At 58.6% G+C, this 24,428-nt stretch carries 17 protein-coding genes and 1 tRNA gene; 3 read left to right on the top strand and 15 right to left on the bottom strand.

Translation table 11 applies throughout. The features are described 5' to 3' along the window. Positions 1-89: 89 nt before the first annotated feature. From H2O65_RS01765 to pth, 14 genes are all read right to left on the bottom strand, one after another. On the bottom strand, positions 90-3,170 hold the full coding sequence (locus H2O65_RS01765; protein WP_182141905.1) for a type III restriction-modification system endonuclease: 3,081 nt from the start codon (positions 3,168-3,170) through the stop codon (positions 90-92). Positions 3,171-3,454: 284 nt separating this feature from the next. Then, entirely contained in the window at positions 3,455-3,688 is a 234-nt protein-coding gene (locus tag H2O65_RS01760) for a hypothetical protein (protein ID WP_182142778.1), read from the bottom strand. 8 nt (positions 3,689-3,696) lie between these two features. Then, positions 3,697-5,553, bottom strand: a complete 1,857-nt coding sequence (locus tag H2O65_RS01755) for a site-specific DNA-methyltransferase (protein ID WP_182141904.1) — start codon at positions 5,551-5,553, stop codon at positions 3,697-3,699. 90 nt (positions 5,554-5,643) lie between these two features. Beyond that, the gene (locus H2O65_RS01750; protein WP_182141903.1) at positions 5,644-7,596 is read right to left on the bottom strand and encodes a site-specific DNA-methyltransferase; all 1,953 of its coding nucleotides are present in this window, start codon (positions 7,594-7,596) and stop codon (positions 5,644-5,646) included. Positions 7,597-7,613: 17 nt separating this feature from the next. After that, positions 7,614-8,282: a DUF4391 domain-containing protein gene (locus tag H2O65_RS01745; RefSeq protein ID WP_182141902.1), complete on the bottom strand. Its 669-nt coding sequence runs from the start codon at positions 8,280-8,282 to the stop codon at positions 7,614-7,616. Then, positions 8,275-11,565, bottom strand: coding sequence for a helicase-related protein (locus H2O65_RS01740; protein WP_182141901.1), 3,291 nt, complete (start codon positions 11,563-11,565; stop codon positions 8,275-8,277). Before H2O65_RS01740 ends, H2O65_RS01745 begins: the two co-directional genes overlap by 8 nt. Before the next feature lie 182 nt (positions 11,566-11,747). Further along, a tRNA-Leu gene (locus tag H2O65_RS01735) sits at positions 11,748-11,820 on the bottom strand. Positions 11,821-11,910: 90 nt separating this feature from the next. Further along, entirely contained in the window at positions 11,911-12,900 is a 990-nt protein-coding gene (locus tag H2O65_RS01730; protein WP_310649233.1) for a Ppx/GppA phosphatase family protein, read from the bottom strand. Continuing rightward, a complete protein-coding gene (locus H2O65_RS01725) occupies positions 12,890-13,456 on the bottom strand; it encodes a DUF501 domain-containing protein (RefSeq protein WP_182141900.1) in 567 nt (188 codons plus the stop codon). The genes H2O65_RS01730 and H2O65_RS01725 overlap by 11 nt, the downstream gene beginning before the upstream one ends. A gap of 29 nt (positions 13,457-13,485) precedes the next feature. Continuing rightward, the gene (locus tag H2O65_RS01720) at positions 13,486-14,307 is read right to left on the bottom strand and encodes a septum formation initiator family protein (RefSeq protein WP_182141899.1); all 822 of its coding nucleotides are present in this window, start codon (positions 14,305-14,307) and stop codon (positions 13,486-13,488) included. Positions 14,308-14,417: 110 nt separating this feature from the next. Further along, on the bottom strand, positions 14,418-15,698 hold the full coding sequence (gene eno / locus H2O65_RS01715; RefSeq protein ID WP_182141898.1) for a phosphopyruvate hydratase: 1,281 nt from the start codon (positions 15,696-15,698) through the stop codon (positions 14,418-14,420). Between the two features lie 63 nt (positions 15,699-15,761). Then, complete coding sequence (locus H2O65_RS01710) at positions 15,762-16,340, bottom strand: hypothetical protein (protein WP_182141897.1); 579 nt, start codon at positions 16,338-16,340, stop codon at positions 15,762-15,764. Positions 16,341-16,393: 53 nt separating this feature from the next. Then, the gene (mfd, locus tag H2O65_RS01705; RefSeq protein WP_182142606.1) at positions 16,394-20,026 is read right to left on the bottom strand and encodes a transcription-repair coupling factor; all 3,633 of its coding nucleotides are present in this window, start codon (positions 20,024-20,026) and stop codon (positions 16,394-16,396) included. A 24-nt stretch (positions 20,027-20,050) separates the two neighbouring features. Then, positions 20,051-20,644: an aminoacyl-tRNA hydrolase gene (gene pth, locus H2O65_RS01700; protein WP_182141896.1), complete on the bottom strand. Its 594-nt coding sequence runs from the start codon at positions 20,642-20,644 to the stop codon at positions 20,051-20,053. A 181-nt stretch (positions 20,645-20,825) separates the two neighbouring features. On the opposite strand from pth, the gene H2O65_RS01695 reads away from it, so the two are divergent. Further along, the gene (locus H2O65_RS01695; RefSeq protein WP_182141895.1) at positions 20,826-21,365 is read left to right on the top strand and encodes a 2'-5' RNA ligase family protein; all 540 of its coding nucleotides are present in this window, start codon (positions 20,826-20,828) and stop codon (positions 21,363-21,365) included. Between the two features lie 14 nt (positions 21,366-21,379). After that, a complete protein-coding gene (locus H2O65_RS01690) occupies positions 21,380-22,579 on the top strand; it encodes a YihY/virulence factor BrkB family protein (RefSeq protein ID WP_182141894.1) in 1,200 nt (399 codons plus the stop codon). On the opposite strand, the gene H2O65_RS01685 is transcribed toward H2O65_RS01690, so the two are convergent. Then, positions 22,564-23,409, bottom strand: a complete 846-nt coding sequence (locus tag H2O65_RS01685; protein WP_259349555.1) for an exodeoxyribonuclease III — start codon at positions 23,407-23,409, stop codon at positions 22,564-22,566. The two genes, H2O65_RS01690 and H2O65_RS01685, sit on opposite strands and share 16 nt — an antisense overlap. Positions 23,410-23,472: 63 nt before the next feature. Here H2O65_RS01685 and H2O65_RS01680 point away from each other — a divergent pair, with 63 nt between their 5' ends. After that, positions 23,473-24,420 carry a cation diffusion facilitator family transporter gene (locus H2O65_RS01680; protein ID WP_182141892.1) on the top strand — a complete coding sequence of 316 codons (948 nt, stop codon included), beginning with the start codon at positions 23,473-23,475 and terminating at the stop codon, positions 24,418-24,420. Positions 24,421-24,428: the final 8 nt, after the last annotated feature.

The following is a 24,428-nucleotide window of genomic DNA, read 5'->3' as shown; positions in this document are numbered from 1 at the left end:
CCCACGTATACATTTCAGGGCTGTGGAGGGCGGGCGCGCGCTGCTCCGACGGCTTGCCAGTCACTTTGAATGTCCCGCATGCGACAGTCTTACACCGTCACAAGCTGCATCAGTTCGCCGTAGTCGGTTACCACGTCGTAGGTGACGTCGTTGCCGTTCTTCTCGGTGAGCGACGCAAAGAACTTCCGAGCACACTCGATCCTGGCATCCTCGACGCCCTTGAGCTGTAGCGTGGACAGCGACCCTTTGGTCTCGGCTACAAAGTAGACGTGCTTGACGCTCCCCTCGGTGAACGCAATCGCCCAGTCCGGGTTGTAGTCACCAACCGGGGTGGGAATGAAGAACCCTCGCGGAAGTTTCGCGTAAACGGCGACCTCCTGGCTGGTGTCGAGCTCAGTAACGAAATCACGCTCAACATCGGAATCGGTGACTACATAGTCGTAGACGTGCTTCTTGAGCTTCGATCCGGCCTTTGAGAAGTCTTGGGTGGTCTGGTTCTCGGTGAAGATCGCAGAGTCAAAGCGGTCTTCGAGCGCGTCGTAGGCGAGGTGCTCAACGATGACCGTGGCCTTCTGCTCGTTGATGAGCCGGGCTGCCTCGGTTATGAACTGCTCGGGGTTGAGACGGAACTTAGCAAATGTTGCGGGCGTGACGCCGGTAAGGACCGCTGCGACCGTGCGGCGGGTGAGTTGGGTCTTCTCGGTGATTTCACCCAACAGGTCGTACTTGACTTGCGAACGTGCACTCACGGCCTCGGTATGCGTCTGCGTGGCCTGCACGGCGAAGCCGCTACCGCTCGTCAAATCGTCGGTTTCTAGCAGTTCCTTTTGCTTACCGGCTTGCACAACGTACTGTAGCGACGCAACTTTGAGGTGCTGGTCTAGGTGGCGGACGGCCTTGCGGATCAGCTCATCAGAGTCGAATTCAACCTGATACACGGCGCGGTGATTGATCCTACCCCACAGGGCTTGGAACTCCTTGCGCGCGAAGTTGGCTTCATTCAGAGGTATCTTCTTCAGCTTCTTACCATCTGGCGGCAATGGGATTTCCGCATTCAGTGAGTCAACGATTTCTGCAACCTGGTAGTGGAAGGGCCGAAGAGACTCGGGAAGTTCCGGCATTTCATCCAAGGCCCCGCGATTGAGCCACTTTTCGCTGAGGTGTTCATCGATGTCGATGAACCCGTGCTGGATCAGCCAGAAATGCAGTTCTTTGGATTCACGCTCCGTGATCGCGTGCCTGGTCTCATCAATGTCGTTGAACAGAACTTTCCCCTCGAAGAACTTGGCACTGGCTTTGCGGGGTCGTGCCGCAAGCGATTCGGAGATTTCGCGTTGCAGACCAGTCACGAAGTCGGTGTAGGACTCGTCAGTGACAACAGTTAGCTCGTTGATGTCATGCACCGTGACGGGGTTGTCCATACGTTCACCGCGCTGGTCGACGGCCAGGCGTAGCCCGCGACCGATCTCCTGGCGACGTGAGACGGTATTGTCGCTTTTCTTGAGAATGCCCATTACGAACACGTTGGGGTTATCCCAGCCTTCGCGCAACGCAGAGTGGGAGAAGATGAACCGGACGGGCTCAGCAAACGACAGCAGACGTTCCTTGTCTTTCAGAATCAAGTCGTATGCGCCGATGTCCGTCGACTGGCCCTTGTCATCGCCACGGCGAGAAATCTTGCCATCAACCTGCTGCTTAGTCTTCTTATCGATTGAGAAGTACCCTTCGTGAACCTCCCCAACAGGGTCGCGGCGCAGGTATTCCTGATACTGCCCCGCTACGGAGTCGAGGGCGAGTTCGCCCAGGACCTCGTCGCGAATTGCAGCGTACTCCTCCTCAAAGATGCGCGCGTAGTCCCCCAGCGTGTCCTCGCGACTGTAGTCGCGGTACTTGGCGACCTCATCGATAAAGAACAGCGACAGCACCTTGATGCCCTGTCCGAACAGCTCGCGCTCCTTGTCCAGATGCGCGCGAACGACCTCACGAATCTGGATGCGCCGTTTCACATCCTCTGTGACGTCCTCGGTAATCTGCCCCGCCACGACAACGTCGCCGTTACTCAGCTCGATCACATCGCGATTGGCATCCACCTCGGTAATGAAGAGGCCCTTGTATGCCTCGATCCCGTTTGAAACATCGTGGAGGTTGGCGCCCATATCGAGGCGTTTGACCTGCCGTTTGATGCCCGAGGCCGTCTGCACCTCAATCTCGACCCGCGCTCGAGGTCTAGCACCCTTGGAAATTTCTATGGCGTCCAAGTATAGGTAGGCCGTCGACCCGGCGAGTCCCTTCACGGTAATGCCACGCACGGCAATCTTCTTCACGAGCTTCTGGTTGTAGGCATCAAGCGCATCGAGGCGGTGCACCTTGGTGTGGTCAACCTTGTGGGTGGCGGAGTACCGCAACAGCATCAACGCGTTGAACCGTGACAGCGCTTCCAGCGACTTGGGAGCTCCAATCTTCTGTGGCTCGTCGATGATCACGATCGGACGATTCGCACTGATCACGTCGATTGGACGACGCGACTGGAAGTCATCAAGCTCGTCGTAGATGCGCCTGTTGTCCTTGCCGGTGGCGTTGAACGCCTGGATGTTGATGATCATCACCTGCACGCCAGCATCCGAACTGAACCGTTCCAACTCGTGCAGCTGGGATGAGTTGTAGATGAACGACCGCGGCTTTGTGCCGTACTGCTGTTGGAAGTGCTCGGCCGTCACGTCGAACGATTTCTTCACGCCCTCGCGGATCGCGACCGATGGCACCACAATGATGTACTTCGACCACCCGTACCGCTTGTGCAACTCCATGATCGTCTTGATGTAAACGTAGGTCTTACCCGTGCCCGTTTCCATCTCAATGTCTAGGTTGGGAGCCGCAGGAGCTGCAGCACTGAAAGTGAGTTTCTCTGACAACGGAAGGTTTTGCGCTCGCTGAATGGCTCGCACATTGTCAAGCAGCTGTTCCCGTGACAAGACAATCTCAGCATTACGCAGCCCTGCGTCATGCGCGTCGTCGCCTTCAGTGAGCATCCCTTGCTTGTACCCCAACACCTGCCTACCAGGATCAACCCGGTAGGAGATGCCATCAATCTTTGGTTGCCCCGCGAACACGTCAACAACGGAATCCACGGCGTCCGTCTGGTACTGCTGGACCTTGAACTGAAGCTTCATACGTTGCGTTCCTTTCTGTGTTCTTTCTGCATGGGTGAAGTCGCCACTCCGTTGAGAATCGGCCATTCTCTGAGACCTGGCGCGTCGCATAACGCCACCCCCCTCACCCTTCCTATCTGCAACCCTCCAGTCCTTTCTGCCCGGTCAGGCACGTTCCCATGTACCTTGAACTGAAGCTTCATTCGTTACGTTCACTCCTTGCGTACATGTTGGCCCCTAAACGCAAGGCACGCGTTGGAAATTAGCCGCGAACGCATCATTTGGCACGCGGACGCTTACGTTAGTCAGCTCCAATTGAGTTCCCATTTACGTAAGCTCCCACCGTGGTTGAGGTCAGTCATCGCAGAGACTGGCACCGGGTTACGGCAACCCAGTGGAACTTGCTCACTCAGCGTGTACTCATCTGTATTGTCGGCCGAGAACCGGTGTGCGGCCTCCTTGAACTCAACAACCTCGTTCTCCCCGCCGGCCAGCAGGCGGTCGAGGACCTCAGTGAGTTCGTCGTTCGTCAAGGTCATGGCGTTCCTCAGATGGTCCTTACCTCAGTCGCAGGTGACACCTCACGAAACACCTGCTCGGTATTGATACGCGCAGCATCAGACTCGAAAGCATCATCACGGAACACCGCGCGCAGCGGCTCACGGTCAGCAATAACTCTCACAACCTCGGGAGTCACAGACTCCGCAAAGCAAGCTATCAGCGCGCCATCGTCGACCGAGAACACGTCCCGGTCGTCCACCATCTCACGCACAATCGGAAGCGACAGTTCAAGGCCCCAGTCGAGGAGAACTTGGAACAGCAGGTCTTCTCCGGAGCGGTCGGGCTTGATGCTTGGTGTCAGGTCGTCGAGTTCAAGCTGCTCTGTGTCATCCCCTGTTCTCAGCACATCGGCTTTGTTGCTGCTATCAACACGAAGCGAACGGAAGCCGAGATCGAGCCCGGCACGGACAAGTCCAGAGTTGCTGCCGATCTCTGAGGCTGTACGCCGGATGCGCTCCCGCGAAAGGTCGGCGATGTTCTTTAACCCAAAGCGACCGGCAGCCCCTTGGTCGGAAATCGACTCAGCTAGCTGGACCATTACGAAGCGACGATCGCCACTGTCCTCTGCGTTCAACTTCATCGTCGCAGCACCAGAGGACCCGGATCCAGCAAATAAATCCATAACCAGATCTTTGTCGTGGACCGAAGTCGCCTGACGAATCAAGAACATCAACAGCTCCAGCGGCTTGGGAAAGTCAAATACTTTCTCGCCATCAAAGAGGGCCATCAACGACTTCGTTGCATTCTCAGTCGAGTGCCAACCCAAGCCAGTCACGAACGCTTTGCGGTCATTCACATAAGAATCAATAAACTTCTTCTGCCGAGGAGTTCCCTCCGCAGAAGCCGGGAAAAGGACCAAGCCATCCGCAACCATCTCGGTGACTCGGCTGGACGAGAAGGCCCAGTTCGCATGGAACTCGTTCCCCGTCTCGGGGTCACGGATCGCGAAGAAATTATCTTGGGCGCCGGTTGCTTTCATACTCTCTGAACGCCAGAGACCTCGTGGGTCACCATCCGGGTTGGAGAAATCGGCTTCATCGCGATCCAGACCCTGGAACCGCACATTCTCCACTGCCCGCGCATATACGACGATATACTCATGGTTCGACATTAGGAGCGTCTTGGGAGGAACTCCGCGTGCGGCGTTCTTGGTCATCCATACAAACTGTGCAACGAAGTTCTGTCTGCCAAACACCTCGTCACAGACAAACCGGAGATTCGATACCTCGTTGTCATCGATTGAGATTGCAATGATGCCTGCCTCCCTCAGCAGGTTTCGTGCCAGCTTCAGCCGCGGGTACATCATGGTCAGCCAGTCCGAATGGAAGCGACCGTTCGCCTCAGAGTTAGCGAGTAGCCGGTCACCAGACTCAGACACCTGGCCGGAGCGTTCAAGATATTCAACACTGGTTTCGGCGAAGTCATCGTTGTAAACGAAGTCATTCCCCGTGTTGTAGGGCGGGTCGATGTAGATCAGCTTCACCTTGCCGAGGTACGACTCCTGAAGCAGCTTAAGGGCGTCAAGGTTGTCCCCCTCGATGAAGAGGTTCTCAGTGCTATCGAAGTCCACCGACTCTTCACGCACTGGACGAAGCGTCTTAGCGATCGGCGCGTTCGCCGCGAAGGCGGCGGCGCGTTTGCCTGGCCAATCCAGGCGGTACCGCTCCTGAGGCCCCTCAACGATGTGATCGGATAGCTCCTGCCGCAGCAGGTCGAAATCGACCGCGGGGATGACGTTGCCGTCTGAGTCGCGAGACTCAGTCATGACCTGCGGGAACAGGTCGGCGATTCTCTCGATGTTTTGACCGATGAGGTCGGGTGTGTGCAGTGTGCGTTTCTCCATCACGCCACCCAGCCCGATAATGAGGCACACTGCAACGACTTGCGTGAGTACTGCTCGCCCAAGTCTCCAGAGTGCTCGGCAATGACGCATTTAGATCGTTCTGACCTCAGTGTGTGGTGAGAGTTCACTGAACACCTGCCCAACGTTGATGCGCTCCGCATCGTCCGCGAAGTCTTCGTCGAGGAACACGGCACGGAGGGGATGTCGCTGCGCGATAGCACGGCCGACATCCGACAGAGTTTGGAGTGGTCTGTCTGTCTGTCTGTCTGTCTGTCTGTCTGTCTGTCTGACTGACTGACTGACTGACTGACTGCGGTCCCTGACGCACATGATCAAAGCCCCTTCCTCAACGTCGTACACCTCAAAGCCATTGATAGTCTCCTTCTGAATCGGCAACGTGAGCTCCAGTCCCAAGTCGAGCAGCACTTGGAACAGCAGGTCTTCGCCCGTGCGGTCTGGCTTCACGCTTTCCGTCAGCCCAATGAGTGCCCCTTGACTGAACGAATCGGCCGTCGCCATGGTGTCTGTCAGGTTCGTTGAGTCAATCTGAAGCGTACGGAAGCCGATGTCGAATGACGATGACGCGAGACCGGCGTCAGCGGAAGCCTTCTTGCCTGCGCGACAGATTCGGTCGCGGCAGACATCAGCGATGGTGCTGTAGCGCCCGACGGCTTCTGTGCCGTTGCCTCCGAACTGCTCAGGCAGCTGGACCAGGATGAAGCGTCGGGAGCCGCCATCTGAAGCATTTACTTGCAAAACGGCGTCTGCACTCGTACCTGAGCCCGCGAAGAAATCGAGAATAATGGAGTCCGGGTCGGATGCAATCTTGAGCAGGCGATACAACAAACCGACAGGCTTTGGGGTAACGAACAGGTTCTCGCCGGACGATGCCTCCATTAGCTTGTGGAGCGCCTGCTTGGCGTTGCGGGTGCTACCAACGTCACGCCAACTCCAATACGTCTGCGGAATAACGCCATCTCGGACCTCAGAGAGAAAGCGTTTGATGCCCGGTCGTACCGACCCATCACCCCACCAGATGCGCCCATCTGCGTCCAATTCATCGAATTTCACCTTGTTGACGCGCCAGTAGCTGCCAGGTGGCGGGCCGTCAATCACCCTGCCTGCTGGGGTGACGATCGGGAAGCGGCCGTCATCATACCGATTTCGAGCTGCGAGGTCGCCGAGCAGCCATGGGCCACGCGGGTCATTGTCTGGGTTCTTGTACCGAGAAATCATGTCCTCCGTGCGCGGGAGGAGATTCGGTCGCCAGACGTCCGCGTTCCTCGCATAGAGGACGATATACTCGTGATCCTCGCTGAGGTGTCGCGCAGAGTTCTTCGGGCTATCCATCTTGTGCCAGACAACAACAGCAATGAAGTTCTGCCTCCCGAAGACTTCATCCATCACTCCACGAAGTCTTGGTAGCTCATGGTCATCAATGGAAATACTGATCAGCCCATCCTCGGTCAGCAATGATCGAGCCAACTTCAGCCTTGGGTACATCATGCTGAGCCAGTCCGAATGGAAGCGGCCGTTGGACTCGGTGTTGGCGACGAGGCGGTCACCGCTCTCAGACACCTGACCGGATCGTTCAAGGTACTCGGCACTGGTCTCTGCGAAGTCATCGTTGTAAACGAAGTCATTCCCGGTGTTGTACGGCGGGTCGATGTAGATCAGCTTGACCTTGCCGAGATACGACTCCTGAAGGAGCTTGAGCGCCTCCAGGTTGTCGCCTTCGATGAAGAGATTCTTCGTTGTGTCGAAGTCCACCGACTCCTCACGCACCGGACGCAGCGTCTTGGCGATCGGCGTGTTGGCGGCGAAGGCGGCGGCACGCTTGCCGGGCCAGTCGAGTCGGTACCGCTCTTGCGGACCCTCGACCATGTGGTCGGAAAGCTCTTGGCGTAGCAGGTCGAAGTCAACTGTGCGTACTAGGTTGCCCTCTGCGTCCTGCGACTCAGTAACGACGCTGGGGAACAGTTCGGCGATTTTGTCGATGTTGGCCTGCGTGAGGTCGGGGGACGTCATACGTAGTTTCTCCATCGGTTACCTTCTGCCCTTCATCTGACCAACTCAGTGAGTTCGTGTTGCTTCGTCTTTAGTGCGCGGCGGAAATCAACCTTGCGGTTAAACTGCGGCTCGGTTCGGAGCTTTCGCTCCAAGCTCGCGACCTCGCGTTCCAACTTCCGCACTACAGTCAGTCTCTCAGCAACCTCCGACAAGTTCTCGCCAGGGCGGACAGTGAGAGGTGTCAGTGGTTCTAGGAGTGCTGCGTAAAGCGCAGGCAAACTGATCGCTGTTGGCAGGGCCTGCCGTATCGTGTCCTCTGACTGCCAGCCGGTTGAGTAGTAGTCGCTGAGTTTCGGCGCTCCGGTTCCGAGCTGTTTGTGTGCAGCCACCATCCTGACTTCGCGGCTCTCAGTGGGGTATCGCAGAATCTCGAAGATGATGGGGAACGGGATCGCCTTGTCGATGGCGCCAAGCACGTCCTCGCCGACATCCTTGGTCTTGGCGTCTATCGTGAAGACCTGCACCTCCGGGACTGCGGGTGTGCCGGGCAGATTGACGGTGGACTCGGCAAGCTTGTACGCCCAAGTGATGCGCTGGACTTCGCTGACGAGCTTCTCACGCACGACGGTGGTTACGGCGCCACGTTCGTAGAACTTCTCTTTTGGCACGCGTCTGCCGAACTTCGCGGCCTCAGGCCACCGGTAAAGAATGTCAGTCATCGGCACCTCCCTCGCTGGGATCTACGACGGCGATGAACGCGGTCAACTCAAAGTCGTCAAGGCCGGCGATGGTTTGGGTGAGAGCTGTTGTGTGCCCGCCCGTGAAAAGACTGTCGATGTCGCGCTCCTCGGTAACATCGATCATGGAGTGAATCGCGTCTGTGAGTAGCGCCGAATATTTGTCCATCCTGGCGCCCTCGCTGGTTGCGGTGTTGAACAGGCGGACAACTTCAGTGACCGGATCCTCGTAGGGTCGGCAACCGACGCGGAGCAGGTCTAGGAGGTGCTTGGCTTCGGTGTGGTCCGCGACGACATTTCCCTGATCGTCGAGGTAGACAAGGTAGTGGGGGTGGAGCCGGTTGCCTCGGTTGCCGCCTTTGTCGCTGAACAGATCCTCGTGTGCGTCGACGTTGCGAAGCGCGAAAATCACACCGGGTACAAGACCCTTATCCGGTGCCGACGGAATCACAGCATGGAGGCCCTTGGGGACAGCCGCAAGATCACCGTGATTCTTGATGTAGCCGAGCAGGTCCATGCGGAAGTCGTTGAGGCCCAAGTCCATGATCGAGACCCCCGTTCGGACATCCTCGAGCTCGATGACCTCGTCCTGAAGCTTGCGGAGCTGCTCCTTGCGGAAGGCCGCGTCGGAGTCTTCGAGGGTAAGGACGTTGTCGTCGGCGGTACTGGCAAGGTCGGCGATGACCATGCGGTTCTCGACGCGTTCCTTGAGGTTGATGTACTCATCAAGGGAGATGTCCGGCCAGAAGTTCACCAGCTGAATCTGGCTGTTGGTGGAGCCGATGCGGTCGATGCGCCCGAAGCGCTGGATGATGCGCACCGGGTTCCAGTGGATGTCGTAGTTGATCAGGTAGTCGCAGTCCTGGAGGTTCTGGCCCTCGCTGATCACGTCGGTGCCGATGAGGACGTCCAGTTCGCGGGTCTCGCGTGGCATCGTGAGGTGGCGCTGCTTGGAGCGGGGCGAGAACAGCGACATGACCTGCTGGAAGTCGAAGCCCGTGCCGAGGGTCGTTTTCGCTCCGTGGCTGCCGCCGGTGATGACGGCAGTGTCCAGTCCTGCCGCAGTGAGGGTGGGCGCCAGCTCTCGATAGAGATAGTTGGCCGTGTCAGCGAAGGCAGAGAACACCAGCACTTTGCGGTTGCCGTCGTTGATCGGGTGCCCGGCCTTGTCCTCGATGAGCTGCTTGAGCTTGCGAAGTTTGAGGTCGTGCTCGGGGGTGACCTTGCGCATCTCGTCGAGGAGCTCGCGCAGGGTCTCGCGGTCGTTCCACAGGTCGCGTTGCCAGGACTCGATGTCGAGGTCGTCGAGGTCGATCTTGATCTTCTCACCGAAGGACAGTGCCTCGATGTTGGCGTCGTCTTCGTCATCGAGATCGAAGTCGAGGTCGGCAAGTTCGGGGCTCAGATCAGCGAGATTACCCGCGTGGTTGCTGATGCGCCTAAGCGTCTGGGTGACGGAGCCTTCTATCTTCATCAGGGTGAGGCGGAAAGCGTCAACCGAGCTCTCCAACCGCTTCAGCAAGTTCACGGTCATCAGCTTCTTCAAGCCCTCTTCGCGGCCAGCCTGCCCAATGCTGGACTGCACTCCACCTGCAGTGATGTTGTAAAGATCCTCATATTTCGAGCGCCGGCTCTTGAACACATATCCGAGCGGGGTGTAGACCGCAAGGGTCAGTGCCTGAAGTTGCTCGAAGATGTCATTAAAGTCGGGTACGTCCGGGAGGTCTGTTAGTGGCTCCCGGATCGAAAGAGGTGGGCGCCGTTCTGGGAAAGCACCGATCTCGGTGGTGTCGTAGAACGCTTGGATGTGCTTGCGTGAACGCGCGATAGTGACTGAATCGAGCAGCTCGAAGAAGTCGAAGTCGAGCATCTGGAGGATGCGCTCGGTGGTGCGCAGCTCGGGAGCGAGTTTGGACCACTCGTTGAACACGTGCTGCGCATCAGAGAACACCTTCTCAACCGTCGTGGACAGGTTGAGGTGTTTAGCGAGGTTCTCTGACTCACCCTCGTAGGCGAGCTGAAGCTGGTTCTTAAGGTCATTGAAACGGTTGTTGACCGGGGTCGCTGAGAGCATCAACACCTTGGTCTTCACGCCCTCGCGGATGACCTGGCGCATGAGGCGCTGGTAGCGCGACTCCTTTTCTTCTGCGTAGTCGGCGTTGCGGAAGTTGTGGGACTCATCAATTACGACGAGGTCGTAATTGCCCCAGTTGATCCGATCCAGCCGCAGGCCGAGCGACTCGCCCTTAGTTCGGGAAAGATCAGTGTGAGCCAGCACGTCGTAGTTGAACCGATCGGAGGCGAAAATGTTGGTCGTCAGGTTGGCGTTGTAGTTCGTCCAGTTCTCAGAGAGCTTCTTCGGGCAGAGCACCAGCACCGACTTATTGCGCAACTCGTAGTACTTGATGACCGCAAGCGCCGTGAACGTCTTACCGAGGCCCACGGAATCAGCAAGAATACAGCCGTTATAGGTCTCCAACTTGTTGATGATGCCGGTGGCCGCGTCGCGCTGGAAGTTGTAGAGGCTCTGCCAGACCTTCGTCTCCTGGTAGCCGGTGAGATCGTTGGGTAGCACGTCCTCGTTGATGTCATCAAGGAACTCAGCGAACAGGTTATAGAGGATCAGGAAGTAGATTCGGGCCGGGGAGTTCTCGGTGTACACGGTGGCGATGTGGTCGTGGACGGCCTGGGTGACATCACTGACCTGATCAGGGTTATTCCAAATCTGGTCAAACAGCTGCATATACTGCGCAGTCATTGGAGCTTCATCGATCCTGTTCACGAAGCTCGACACCGCATTACCGCGCTCGTAACCAAGATCGGCGGTGGTGAACCCTTGCAGCTGCGCATAAGCAGCCTTATCGTCGACCACGGCGAACTGCTGCATCTCGTTTCCCGTGGCATTCGAACGGAAGGTGACCTTGCGGCGAACCCAATCCGCGCACTCACGCGCGATCGCACGCTGAGTGAGTTTGTTGCGTAGCCTAATCTCGAACTCCGACCCCGCGAGGCTCGACTCGGCGCGGGCGCCCGGGATGAAGAACTCGCGACGCTCCTTACAAAGCTTATCTGTCACCTTCTCAGTCACGAATGACGGCGAAGTGAAGATGAATTCCAGCGCGCTGACGTTCTCGAGCTCATCGCGGAGCGCTTCAAACGCGAAGATTGAGAACGTCGACGCAGCGATGCGCACCTTCGAGCCCGGCGCGATCTCGGACTTAAGGTCGTCTCCCAAGAGATCGGAGACATTATTGATGATCCGCATGCGACTACCCGGCGTCCCTATCTGCAGTCAGCCCCGGCACAGTCACGTTGGTCGTCTCCCTCTTGTTGGTCCGTGTGGACCAACATCCACGATAATACCGGTGGAGGTACGGTTTGAGGGCTGTTTCTAAGGGCGTTGCTGGGCTCCAAGAGCGGTCCAGGTGTGGTTGCGCGAAGAAAAAGTACCCCCGGTCGGACTCGAACCGACACTGTACCGATTTTAAGTCGGTTGCCTCTGCCATTGGGCTACGGGGGCGTGTGCGCCAGATGCGGCCCTCCGATTGTAATTCACAACCGCTGGGACCGTGAAACCGGGATCAAGGCGACGGGACCGTGAAAACCGGGATTAGTCCCGCAGCGCCACCGCAACGCTCAACGCCAGCCCGTCCAGGATGTCATGCTCGGAAACGACCACTGTGGGAGCCGCGGTAGTGGGGCCCGCCGCGTGATCCGGGATGACCCCCAGTCGAACCAAAATCCTCTCCCAAATCAGCGCACCCCCCGCAATGACATCAGCACGCCCAGGTGGCATGGCAGGCTGTCGGGACTTCTCCTCCACCGAATCGTTGACCATGTGGTCGAGGGCGGAGGCCCACTGTTCGACCGTTGGGATCAAGCCGTGGGTGGCGTCCGGGGAATACTCCGGGACCTGCGCGATCAGCGCCGCCAACGAAGTCACTGTGCCTGCCACTCCCACGACGGTCCGGGCAGCCGCGAAGTCCACGGAACCCTCAGCCACGTCGAGTTGGGTATCGATCCAAGCCCTGGCGGCCGCCTGTTTGTCCGGCGTCCATGGTTCCGGACCAAATCTCTCCGTGACTCGAACCGACCCCATATTCACCGACACGGCCTGTTCTACTTCTGAGTGGCCGAGGACGAACTCCGTTGATCCCCCACCAATATCCACAACCAGGTAGGGCGTCTTGAGGTCACGCGGCAACGAAGAAATGGCGCCAACAAATGACAATGCGGCCTCTTCCGCGCCTGTGATGACCCTCGGTTCAATCCCCGTGATCGCGCGAATACCTTCAACAAAGTCGGCCCGGTTGGACGCATCTCGACTCGCAGAGGTCGCCGCGATGATCACGTCCGCCACGCCGGCATCCTCAATACGCTCCTGGTATAGGCGCGCAGCGTCCAAGGTTCGCTGGATTGCTGCGGGATCAAGCATTCCGGTGCGGTCAACACCCTGACCCAACCTGGTGATGATCATGTCGCGCTCAACATCTGCGAGGTCGCGCGCGTCCTCGGCCCCCTGCGGCACATCGGCAATCAGGAGGCGGATCGAGTTTGTCCCGCAATCGATTGCGGCGACGCGGACCACGTCAGTCGTCATTGCCGACGCCCTCAGCAAGTTCTTGTGCCGAGACTGCCCTGAAACCCGCGGGAATCAAGCCCCGACACTTCATCTCTGCCAGAGAGGCGTCCCCCGCAGGGTTAACTCCCGGTCCTGCCACGAGGGCGTGTCCGACGAGGGCGTGCAGGCACTTCACGCGGTTCGGTAACCCACCGGCACTGATACCCGCAACTTCGGGGACCTCCCCGGTTCCCGTGGCGGCACCGACCTCGGCCCTGCGGGAAAGGTAGTCCTGGTGAGCGGCTTCATGGAGGGTGGCAAAGCCGGCATCTTCTTCCAAAGATGCGTTGAGCTGCTCCATGAAGTGCTCTGCCTCCAGCCGTGAGCATGCGGCTGTGAGCGTCGCGTCTGTCAGGTAGAAGGTGGTCGGGAACGGCGTTCCATCGGGCAGCCTCGGGGAAGTGACGAGGACGAGAGGGTGTCCGTCCGTGCCTCGCGCCCCCACTCCGACGACGCCCCGCGGTTCGCGACCCAGGTCCGAAATGACTGCCTCTCGGTCCGCTTCGTCCCACCGAACTCCCTGCAACCACGTCATCTCTCATCCATCCTTCCGCATCGTCGTAACTATCCGCCCTCGCCGTTCCTAGAAGAGTCAACGAGGCCTGCTGAGGCCGGTGGCTGATCAGCATTCTTGAGGGACTCCAACACAGTCCAGGCCCACGGCTTCTCCGGCCCCGTCGCATTGTTATGTGCGACCGCGTGCTCCTTGTCCTCTTCAGGTTCTGGCGCATCGGTAATCACATACTGGGTTTCGCCGGGTCTAACGTATCCCAGTCTCTCCCGAGCCTGAGCAGCTATGTAGTCCTCTTGATTCCACTGCTCCAACTCGCCTTGTAGCTCTTCGACTCGCGCCTGGGCAGTCGCCACCTCGTTAACGGCAGAATGATATGCCTGCTCCTGTTTCACCCACTGCAAACCCAAGGGTACGAGTGTCACAACGAGGACCCCAACGACCGCTAGTACTACCAACAACCTCACCGAAATGGTCAGTCCCCCAAAAGTCCATTTCATTGGCGCGCGCTTGGTGTGAATCTTGATCGGGCGCCGGGGTGCTTTCGCAGCATCCGCAGGCCTCTGAGCTGCTGGTTTGGAATGGTTTTTCGTCCCACTGCTTCCGGGACGCCCCGTGCCGCCCTTTCGACCACCCCAAGTGAAGGAGGTTTCCTTCCAGGGGGTAGAGGAGCGAAGAGACGCGGTAGTGGGCTTCCTGGCCCGGGTTGCAATCCCACTTGAGGTCGTCCGCGGCGAGGTCGCGGTCTTCAGTGTCGAGGACGAAGGCGCCCTTCGTGATACTTCTCGTTCCGGGGCCCCCACCGTCTGCTTCTCCGACGCATCCAGCATGGCGCGCGCACGAGGGCGCTGCGGGGGGCCGGATGTGGAACTCATAGTGTCCATCTTGTCGGAAGTCGGGTCATTGCCAAATCCACCACGCCAAGGGCCCCCGGTAAAAACCGGGGGCCCTGACGACTACGCGTTAGTTCACGCGCAACGAGACACTAGAACGAAGCGCGAGGAAATGCGCTGCGGCCTGCGTAAACAGCATCCTGGCCCAGTTCCTGCTCGATGCGGAGCAAACGGTTGTACTTCTCAACACGCTCTGAGCGGGCAGGTGCACCAGTCTTGATCTGACCGGAGTTGGTAGCAACTGCTAGGTCAGCAATAGTGGTGTCGCCTGTCTCACCACTGCGGTGGGAGGTCATGGTGCGGTAGCCATTGCGGTGAGCATCCTCAACAGCCTCAAGGGTCTCAGTCAAGGTACCAATCTGGTTGACCTTCACAAGGAGGGCGTTTGCAGTACCGGTTTCGATACCGCGTGCCAGACGGGTCGGGTTGGTGACAAACAGGTCGTCACCAACGATCTGGACACGGTCACCAATGGCGTCGGTCAGTGCCTTCCACGCATCCCACTCATCTTCTGACAGCGGATCCTCAATGGAAACCAGCGGGTAGTCGGTGATTAGCTTCTCGTAGTAGTCGACCATGTACTCGGTCGAGCGCGGCTCGCCCTCGAACTGGTAGGCGCCGTCCTTGAAGAACTCGGTAGCGGCAACATCCAGTGCCAGCGCAACATCTTCGCCCGGCTTGTAACCAGCGCGCTCAATCGCTTCAACGATGAGGTCAAGGGCTGCCTGGTTGGAAGGAAGATCGGGAGCAAAACCGCCCTCGTCACCCAAACCGGTGGAGAGTCCACGCTCCTTGATGACAGCCTTCAGCGTGTGGTAGACCTCTGCACCCATGCGCAGGGCCTCACGGAATGTGGGGGCGCCAACGGGAGCGATCATGAACTCCTGAATGTCAACGTTGGTGTCCGCGTGGGAGCCACCGTTGAGGATGTTCATCATCGGTACCGGCAGGACGTGTGCGTTCGGGCCGCCCAGGTACTCGTAGAGAGGTAGCTCAGCGGACTCAGCAGCGGCGCGTGCAACTGCAAGTGAGACGCCGAGAATGGCGTTTGCGCCAATCTTTCCCTTATTGGGGGTGCCATCGATTTCCAGCATGACACGATCAATTTCGCGCTGATCGCGAGCATCAAGTCCGATGATTTCGGGGGCGAGGACTTCACCAACAGCGTCAACGGCGTCCTGGACACCCTTACCCTGGTAGCGGTTCTCATCACCATCGCGACGCTCTACTGCCTCAAATGCGCCGGTGGAGGCACCGGAGGGAACACCTGCGGTGCCCTCTGCACCGTCTTCAAGGTAGACGGTAACTTCGATGGTCGGGTTGCCGCGGGAGTCCAGAATCTCGCGTGCTTCAATGTCTTCGATCATTGCCACGGTGTTTCTCCTTATTTAGCAGTGGATTGTCGAACAGGTTTAGTAGGAACAGCTTAGTTGGCCTTAGCCGACAGGGATCTCTTCAAGCAGATTTCCCGTTACCGTTCCCGGCAGGGCACCGGGAGCTTGAATCTGCCCGTCGGTGAAAGTGCCGTAACGCGGGTTTAGTGTGATGGATGCATCCGAAATCAGGGTGTTCATCTCAGTGATCTGCTCTTCACTCACAGCGCCACTTTGCACGGTGTTGACCAGTAGCAGGTCGCGGAACATTTCACGAACAGGGGGAATAATCTGACTGGCTGACAAGTCACTGTTCGCCTGCGCCAGCGTACCCTCTAGGGTCTGCTGTACATCTTCCTCACTCAGCCCAACCCCAACTTCATCTGCTGCCTGAAGTCGGACAGTGGTCTCAACAAGAAACCCAGCCATCTGATCACGAGGAACCTCAACCCCGGACAATTCAGCCCACTGCGTAACAGTGTCTGTCAGGTCCGTTTCTGAGAAGCTTTCACCATTCACAATGAACGCAGTTCCCGGACTACCTGATGTGCCACAGGCAGAAAGTCCTAGTGCAACCGCCGAAGCGAGTGCCGCTGCGGCCAGTGTCTTACCAATGGATCGAAATTTGTAGGCTCGAGCCACTTCGCCCCCTTCGTGGAAATCTCCGCTTCCCAGTGTACGACAAACTTGGGCCCCTAACTCCGCGCTATTGGAGCACTGAGGACTTTCAACAGGTTCTCAACCCACTCTAGAAGCTCCTCATCGGCCGGGGATGACTCTGAAGCCATGCTCGGTCGTGAGATCGGCACAAGGATTTGGCGAACCGCCGGCTTGATGGTGGTACCAGGATAGAGACGTTGCAGTCGAAGTGCCTTCGATTCGGGGAGCTGCACCGGTCCGAGCCGCAGGTAACGCCCCTGTGTCAGGGCCTCCGTTATACCGGCCTGCCGCAGCTTCTCTCGCAGTCTCGCTACGGCAATCATTAGATCAACCTCGCGGGGAATCGGACCAAATCGGTCGGTAAGCTCCTCGCGCAGTTCGGCCTCGGTGCCATCACTCGTCACCGCCGCGATGCGCCCGTAGGTTTCTAGGCGCAAGCGTTCGCCCGGCACGTACTCTTCCGGAAGGTGAGCATCCACCGCCAGTTCAACTCGCACATCCGTCGTGTCCTCTACCTTTTCCCCCTTGAAGGCCGCAACAGCTTCGGAAACCATGCGTATGTACAGGTCAAAGCCCACCCCTTCAATGTGACCCGACTGAGCGCCACCCAGCAGGTTTCCTGCCCCACGGATCTCCAGGTCCTTTTGTGCGATGGCAAGCCCTGCACCCAGATCGGTGTTGGAAGCGATTGTTCGCAGTCGTTCGAGGGCAGTCTCAGAGAGCGTCTTGTTGGTGCCGTAGAGGAAGTAGGCATACGCCCGCTCCCGTCCTCGTCCAACGCGACCCCTCAACTGGTGCAGCTGTGACAGTCCAAACGTGTCTGCCCGATCAACGATCAGGGTGTTGGCGTTAGAGATGTCGAGGCCGGTCTCAATGATGGTCGTGGAAACTAGTACGTCAAACTCGTGATTCCAGAAATCGATGATTGTCTTCTCAAGTTCGGCCTCGGACAGCTTTCCATGCGCCACCCGAATCCTGGCTTCCGGCACCAGCTCCTGAAGTCCTGCCGCGACCTTATTGATCGAATCGACTCGGTTGTGAACGAAGAAGACCTGGCCGTCCCGCAGTAGTTCCCTACGCACTGCCGCGGCGACCTGGGCGTTCGAGTATGGTCCCACGAAAGTGAGGACCGGTTGCCTCTCTTCTGGAGGGGTCTGCAACACCGACATCTCGCGGATGCCAGAGATCGCCATCTCCAGGGTCCTGGGGATTGGCGTGGCGGACATGGACAGCACATCTACGTTGGTTCGCAACGCTTTCAGGGTCTCCTTGTGTTCCACCCCGAATCGCTGTTCCTCATCAACCACAACCAGCCCCAAATCCTTGAACTGGACTGACCCTGTCAACAGGGTGTGGGTGCCAATAACGACGTCAACGGTGCCGTCGGCAAGGCCCGCCTTGACCTTGGTGGCGTCCGAGGGCGAAGTGAAGCGGGACAGTTGTGCAACCTTGATGGGGTATCCGGCATAGCGTTCAGCAAAGGTGTCGTAGTGCTGCTGGGCAAGCAGCGTTGTGGGTACGAGGATCGCAACCTGTTTCCCATCCTGAACGGCCTTAAATGCAGCACGCACAGCGACCTCGGTCTTGCCGTAGCCAACGTCGCCGGTCAGAAGCCGGTCCATCGGGACCCGCTTCTCCATATCCGCCTTCACCTCATCAATTGTCGCCAACTGATCGGGGGTTTCCGTGTACTCAAAGGCATCTTCAAGCTCGCGCTGCCACGGCGTGTCAGGAGCGAAAGCGTACCCTTCCGCCTTTGCGCGTTCCGCGTAGAGGCGCACGAGCTCCGCGGCGATCTCCATAACCGCCTTGCGGGCCTTCTGCTTAGTCTTCGCCCAGTCAGCCCCGCCCATCTTGGATAGCTTGGGAGCGTCCGACCCGGAGTAGGCCGAAACCTGGTCCAACGAAGTTGTCGGAACATAGAGGTTATCCCCCGGCTGACCGCGCCGCGCGGCCTGGTACTCAATCACCAGGTAGTCGCGCTGGACCCGATCCTCACCCTTACCCGTCGTTCTGGTCTCTATACCGAGGAACTTCCCGATGCCGTGTTGGGAATGGACGACAAAGTCACCGATTCGCAGCGTCAGAGGATCGATGCCCTTCTTTCGTTTAGCGGCAAGTTTGCGCATGTCCCGAGTGTTCGCGCCAGCACGCCCCGTCAGATCCTGCTCGGTGAGAATGGCGAGGTTCTCGGAGTGCATGACAAACCCGGTGTTACCCGGAGCGGGAATAACCGCAACCACACCCACCGGATCATCAGCGGTGACATCTTCAACCAGTCGGGCAACAACGTCACGTTCGCGCAGCACCTCAACAATGCGGCGACCAGCCCCAGGAGCTGGCACCGTAACGATGAGGCGCCACCCACGCCCTGCCAATGAACGCAAGTCATCTGTCGCGCGATCGAACTCACCGCGGTAGGGCTGCACGTCGCGCCCTCCGACGCGCGCGAGTCTGGGGCTAACCACCACTGCTTCCACCGACGCACCGGAAGCATCACCACTGTCACCCTGATCTGGAATGGTGGTGTCTTGCTCATCCACCATGGCGTCGGCGAGGGCGGGTGGCGGCAACGCCGTGAACTCCCACCACGCCCTTGAGGGACCGCGCCCCCATATGTCCTCAAAAGGCACAAAAGAAGCATCCTGGGCCAAGAGAGGAATCGCCCCACCGGCGGCAGCGCTACCCCAGGCAGCAGAGAGAAACTCGTCGGCCGTGCGCAGGAGGTCGGTGCCCCTGGCCAGCGTTTTTTCCGGCTCATCAAGGATGAAAAGTGAGTCCTGCGGAATCAGGTCGCTGAGCATCTCCATACCGGACACCAACGAGGGCGCCAACGCTTCAAGACCAGGCGCATAAATTCCCTCAGCTGCCAACTCGAGTATCTCTCGCGCTCCCGGCAGGTCGGACTGCGCCGCAAGCGCTTTCGCCCGAGCCTGCTGGGTGAGGAGGAACTCTCGGGCGGGGGGCGCCCACAGTCCGCCCTCGGCGTCCCCAACGGTCCTTTGGTCGGACAGGTTGAAGTGGCGGATTTCCTCAACTTCGTCGCCAAAGAGCTCCAGGCGGAGCGGGTGGGGGCTGGTGGGAACAAACACGTCGACGATAGATCCACGCACAGCCACCTGTCCGCGCTTCTCCACCATATCCACTGCTTCATATCCCAGTGCGACCAGCTGCTCCTGGAGTAAACCTGGATCGATCCAGTCTCCAACGTGTGCGGTCACCGGAGTGATCTCACCGATTCCGGCAATGAGGGGCTGCATCAGGGTTCGAACTGGGAGCACAAGAACCGAGATGGGACCCGCGCCTGGGACATCATCCTGCGGATGGGTCAGGCGACGAAGAATAGTGGCGCGTCGAGCCATTGTGTCGACCTGGGGTGAAAGTCGCTCGTGCGGCAGGGTCTCCCAAGAGGGCATCATGGCCACCCCGGTTGTCCAGGCGGATGCTGCCTGGGCGAACTTCGCGCCTTGGCGCCCCGAGGACGTCACCACGACCACGGGTGACTTCACGCCCCGAGAGACTCTCTCTTGAACCGCAAGCGCAACCGCTGCCGGGCGCAGTCCATCGGGGATAACTAGAGTGCCAAACCCTGGTTGCGCCATAGTTGGCAGGGTCGCGGCAAGGGCACCGTCATTTTGGACGACCTCTAGTAGCGCAGAGAGCTCCATGCTGTGTTCGTCGCTCATTCGTCCCTACCTTGCCGAGTGTAGAAGTTGCTGGGTTGGGATGAACCCGCGTGTCACGACATCACAAGCCACATCCGCCGCCATTTCCTCAGTCACCGTCCACTCGGTTCGCTCTGCCTTTGGGATTGGCGCGAGGACGAAGCCTGCCGCATCTTGGCGACCCTGCGGACGTCCAATGCCGATGCGTAACCTCAAGTAGTCTTTGGTGCCCAGAGCAGCTGATATGGACCGCAGTCCATTGTGTCCACCTTCTCCCCCATCTCTCTTGAGTCTGAGGGTGTGGGGTTCGAGGTCGAGGTCGTCGTGGATTACTAGGATCTGCTCGATTGGAATGCTGAACCTGCGGGCAAACGCAGCCACGGGAGGGCCCGTAACGTTCATGTAGGTGGTCGAGTAGGCGAGGTAGGTGCGGCCGTTGCCCGGACCCGGCCCGAGAAATGCGTCAGCCACCATCAATCCGCTCCTGTCCCTTGAGAAGCTGCTGGCCTCCCTAGCGGCAAGTATCGTCACAGCGTCCCTACCGACGTTGTGACGGGTGAACTGATAGGTGGAACCGGGGTTGCCAAGGCCGACAATCAGCCACGGCGACTGCTTATCCAACGTATGCTCCGTTCATTTACCTGCGGTTTGGGACCTCTACGCCAGGATCCACCACGGCAAAGCTTACCGATTCTCCCCCATCGACCCCTAGGTCCCACAAGTGGGGATGAACCATCCCACTGCGCCGGGGTAGACTCAATCAGTCCCCTGCAAACCGTTCCCACCATAGTCTTGAGGTTCGATGTTCCTCCCCACACGCGATGAATCAGAAGACTGGCTTGGTGTAGTCATAGCGGTCCCTGAACCATGGCTATCGCGCATTAGTGAAGCACGTTTGGCACTGGGGGACGAGGCCGGGGCAAGCGTTCCCGCTCACATCACAATCATGCCGCCACTCGCGGTTCCCATTGATCAGCGCGAGGCCGTTTTTGAGCACCTCGCTCTTGTCGCGAAGCGCCACCATCCATTTCGGATTACCGTTAGAAGCACCGGAACATTCCTCCCGGTCAGCCCCGTTGTCTTCCTCTCTGTAGAGGAAGGATCGCGCCAATGTGAAGACCTCGCAGACGACGTCCGTTCGGGGCCCCTGCAGTATGACTTACGGTTCCCCTATCATGCACACATCACACTTGCTCAGGGTCTAGACGAACCTCAGCTCGAGACAGCCCTTGCCCTGGGGCAAGAATTCGAAGCCACGTGGATGGTTCCTGGCTTCCGACTGGACCGCCTTGATGCAAGCGGCTCCTACAACTCGGCGGCGCTGTTCGACTTCTCCTCCTAGAAACGGATTTGCCTATGTCAAACCCCGACTCCGATGCGCAGTCACCTGACAGCAAGGTTGCTCAATCTGGGGACGTCTCGTACGTCCTCGTGCACGCCAAGCAGTGGAAGTCAGGGGTGCGGGACATTGGGCCAGCATTGCGACAGCAAGGCCTCAAGTCGAAGATCGCCTCGCTAATTGATGTCTACCAGCACAGCAGAATTGGACGCGGTCTGGCGCGGTATTCCATGCAGAAGGGGAGAATTGCCGCGGGTGCAATCTCCTATATGGCAATCTTCTCGCTCAGTGCCGTGGTCACGGTCGCGTGGGTGATCTTTACTCACTTCTTCTCCGCAAGCGCTGCGTTCCAGTCTCTGGTTATCGATACGGTCAACAGGTTTGTTCCCGGACTGATTGCAAACCCGGCGACGGGCACGAGCGGGATTGTTGATCTCTCCGACATATCTCTGGGCAATGGGACCCTTGTCGCGGGCATCATTGCATTCGTTGCTGCGTTCTGGACGGCGATGCAGATTATCCGCTACATCGTGGACGGACTCCGATCCATGTTCGGCCTTCTTGACTACCCTGGCACGGCAGTGACCGCATACCCCCGGTACTTTGCCGGGTTGATACTGCTCTTCCTAGGAGTGATCACGACCGCTGTCCTGACGGTTATGACCGGACGCTTCGAAGAATGGGTCGTGTCGGTCTTCCCGGGAGTCCGCGAGATCCTCGAAACGCACACCTTTGGGGCCATACGTCTCGGAGTTCCCTCACTGGTTGACTTCCTCATGTTCATGGTGATGGTGACATTTGTGGCGCGCATCGCGGTGCCTCGCCGCACCCTCCTTGTTGGGGCCGTCATGTTTGCAGTTGCTTCCACCACCCTCCGTTTTGGTGGTGAGGCACTGATGGGCGCGTCTAACGACCCCGTCATCGCTACCATCGCTACGGCGGCAGCACTGCTCCTCTGGGTCAACTTTGTGGCACGAGCTGCACTAATGGTCTCGGCGTGGATGGCGGATCCGCCTGCCGTGGTCATGAAGGTTAAGAAGGACTCAGTCCACGCTGACAAACGGCCGAACTACGTCACACTCAGCCGACCCGCGACGCTGGCGTGGCCACACAACCCGGTGACGGGGGACCTTATTCCGGCACATCCATTAGATGCGGATGGGCACGCAGATCCTGATGAACTCGAAGCGAGCGAGGACGATCAGGCTTCAAACTGAACAACTACCGGCGCGTGATCTGAGAACCGCGTGTCCCAGGAAATTGCGCGATCCACCCTCGCTGCGAGCGCACGTACCGCCAGTCCTGGTGTTGCATAGTGGTAGTCGATGCGCCAACCAGTATCATTGTCAAACGCCTTGCCGCGCCAGGACCACCAGGAGTAGGGCCCCGGAGTTGGCCCGGTGAGTGTTCGCACCACATCGCACCAACCAGCGTCGACCCAGCCATTCAAGTAGGCCATCTCTTCATCAAGGACACCGGAGGTCTTGTTGTAGTTGGCCTTCCAGTTCTTGATATCCATCTCTGAGCGAACAACATTGAAGTCCCCGGCCACCAGCGTCTGCGGACCGCCCTCACCACTGCGGGACAGCAGGTCCCGAACGCGGGCATCAATGCTCGCCAGGTGCCGCATCTTGAAATCTTGCTTCGGGTCGTTGATTTGGCCCGAATGGAAGTATGCGGACACCATTCGCAGCGGAAGCCCGCTCGCGGTCACAAGGTCGACCTCTATCCAACGACCTGAATCAACCAGCTCTTCTTGCTGTGCCAGACCAATGGTGTGCTGTGCGCCGGGAGCCAGCCCAATCTTGGTGGAGTCTTTGGCAACGGCAACCCCCACTCCCGCGCGTCCCTTGATCAGTGAGGGCGCAATGAAAGTATCAAACTGGTCGCCAAGAAGATCAGCCGCGATTTTCTCCTCGGCACGCACTTCCTGGAGCAGGAGCACATCGGGTTGTGCTTCTTCAATCCACTGCCCCATCCCTTTCCGGTATGCGGCGCGAATGCCGTTGACGTTTACAGAGGCTACAGAAAAACTGGTAGAAGTCACCGCCCCAGTATGCCAGGTGGTGCAGGTAGCCCAGGAACCAAATATGGGATAGCTTGAATCACTATGAGCAACACCCCGGGAGATCTGCCGGCCCCAAGCCATGGTCACTCTCACACCCACGCAACCGCCACCATGTCACGGAAGCGCCTTGCTTGGGCCCTAGGTGTCACAGCATCCATTCTCTTTGTCGAGATAGTCGGAGCCATCTGGAGCGGCTCCCTAGCGCTCCTCGCTGATGCCGGCCACATGGCAACCGATTCAATCGGCCTCGTTGTTGCGCTCTTCGCAGCTCACCTGATGACCCGCCCTCGAACAGACAAGTGGACCTGGGGGTTTGCGCGGCTAGAGATACTGGCGGCTGGCCTCCAGGCTGGTCTTCTCATTGTTCTCTGCGGGTTCATTGGGTGGGAAGCGGTCGGACGCTTTATGAACCCCACGGCCGTCGAGGCCGGGCCCATGCTCCTAGTTGGTGTCATCGGGCTGGTGGCCAACGTGATCTCCATGTCGATCCTTTTTGGAGGACGCGGAGCTTCCCTTAACATGAAGGCAGCTTTCCTTGAGGTGAGCGCGGATGCCCTGGGTTCCGTGGCTGTCATCGTAGCTGCCCTGGTACTGATGTGGACAGGGTGGCCTTACGCCGATTCTCTGGCTTCCCTTCTAATAGCCATCATGATTGCGGCGCGCGCCGTGGCTATCCTGCGACAGTCAGTCGACATCCTCCTGGAAAAAACACCAAGCGGGCTTGACCTCAACGAGGTCCGCAAGAGGATCTGTGAGAATCCGGCTGTGCGCCAGGTTCACGACCTCCACGTCTCCAGCATCGGCACAGGACTGAACATCCTCACTGCACACGTCATCGTCTCCGAAGAGTGCGTGTCATCTGGTCAAACAGTAGAAGTACTCCACGACCTGCAGGAAGCACTCAAGTCCGGGTTTGATGTCGATCTGAACCACGTCACGCTTCAGATCGACTCAGACCTGCACGCCTCACACGAGGATCTGGCCCACTAACGTTCTGC

The organism is Schaalia sp. JY-X169 (assembly GCF_014069575.1).
GTDB lineage: Bacteria > Actinomycetota > Actinomycetes > Actinomycetales > Actinomycetaceae > Scrofimicrobium.
Note: the sequence above shows the minus strand (reverse complement) of the source record. Positions and strands in the feature narration are given on the sequence as shown.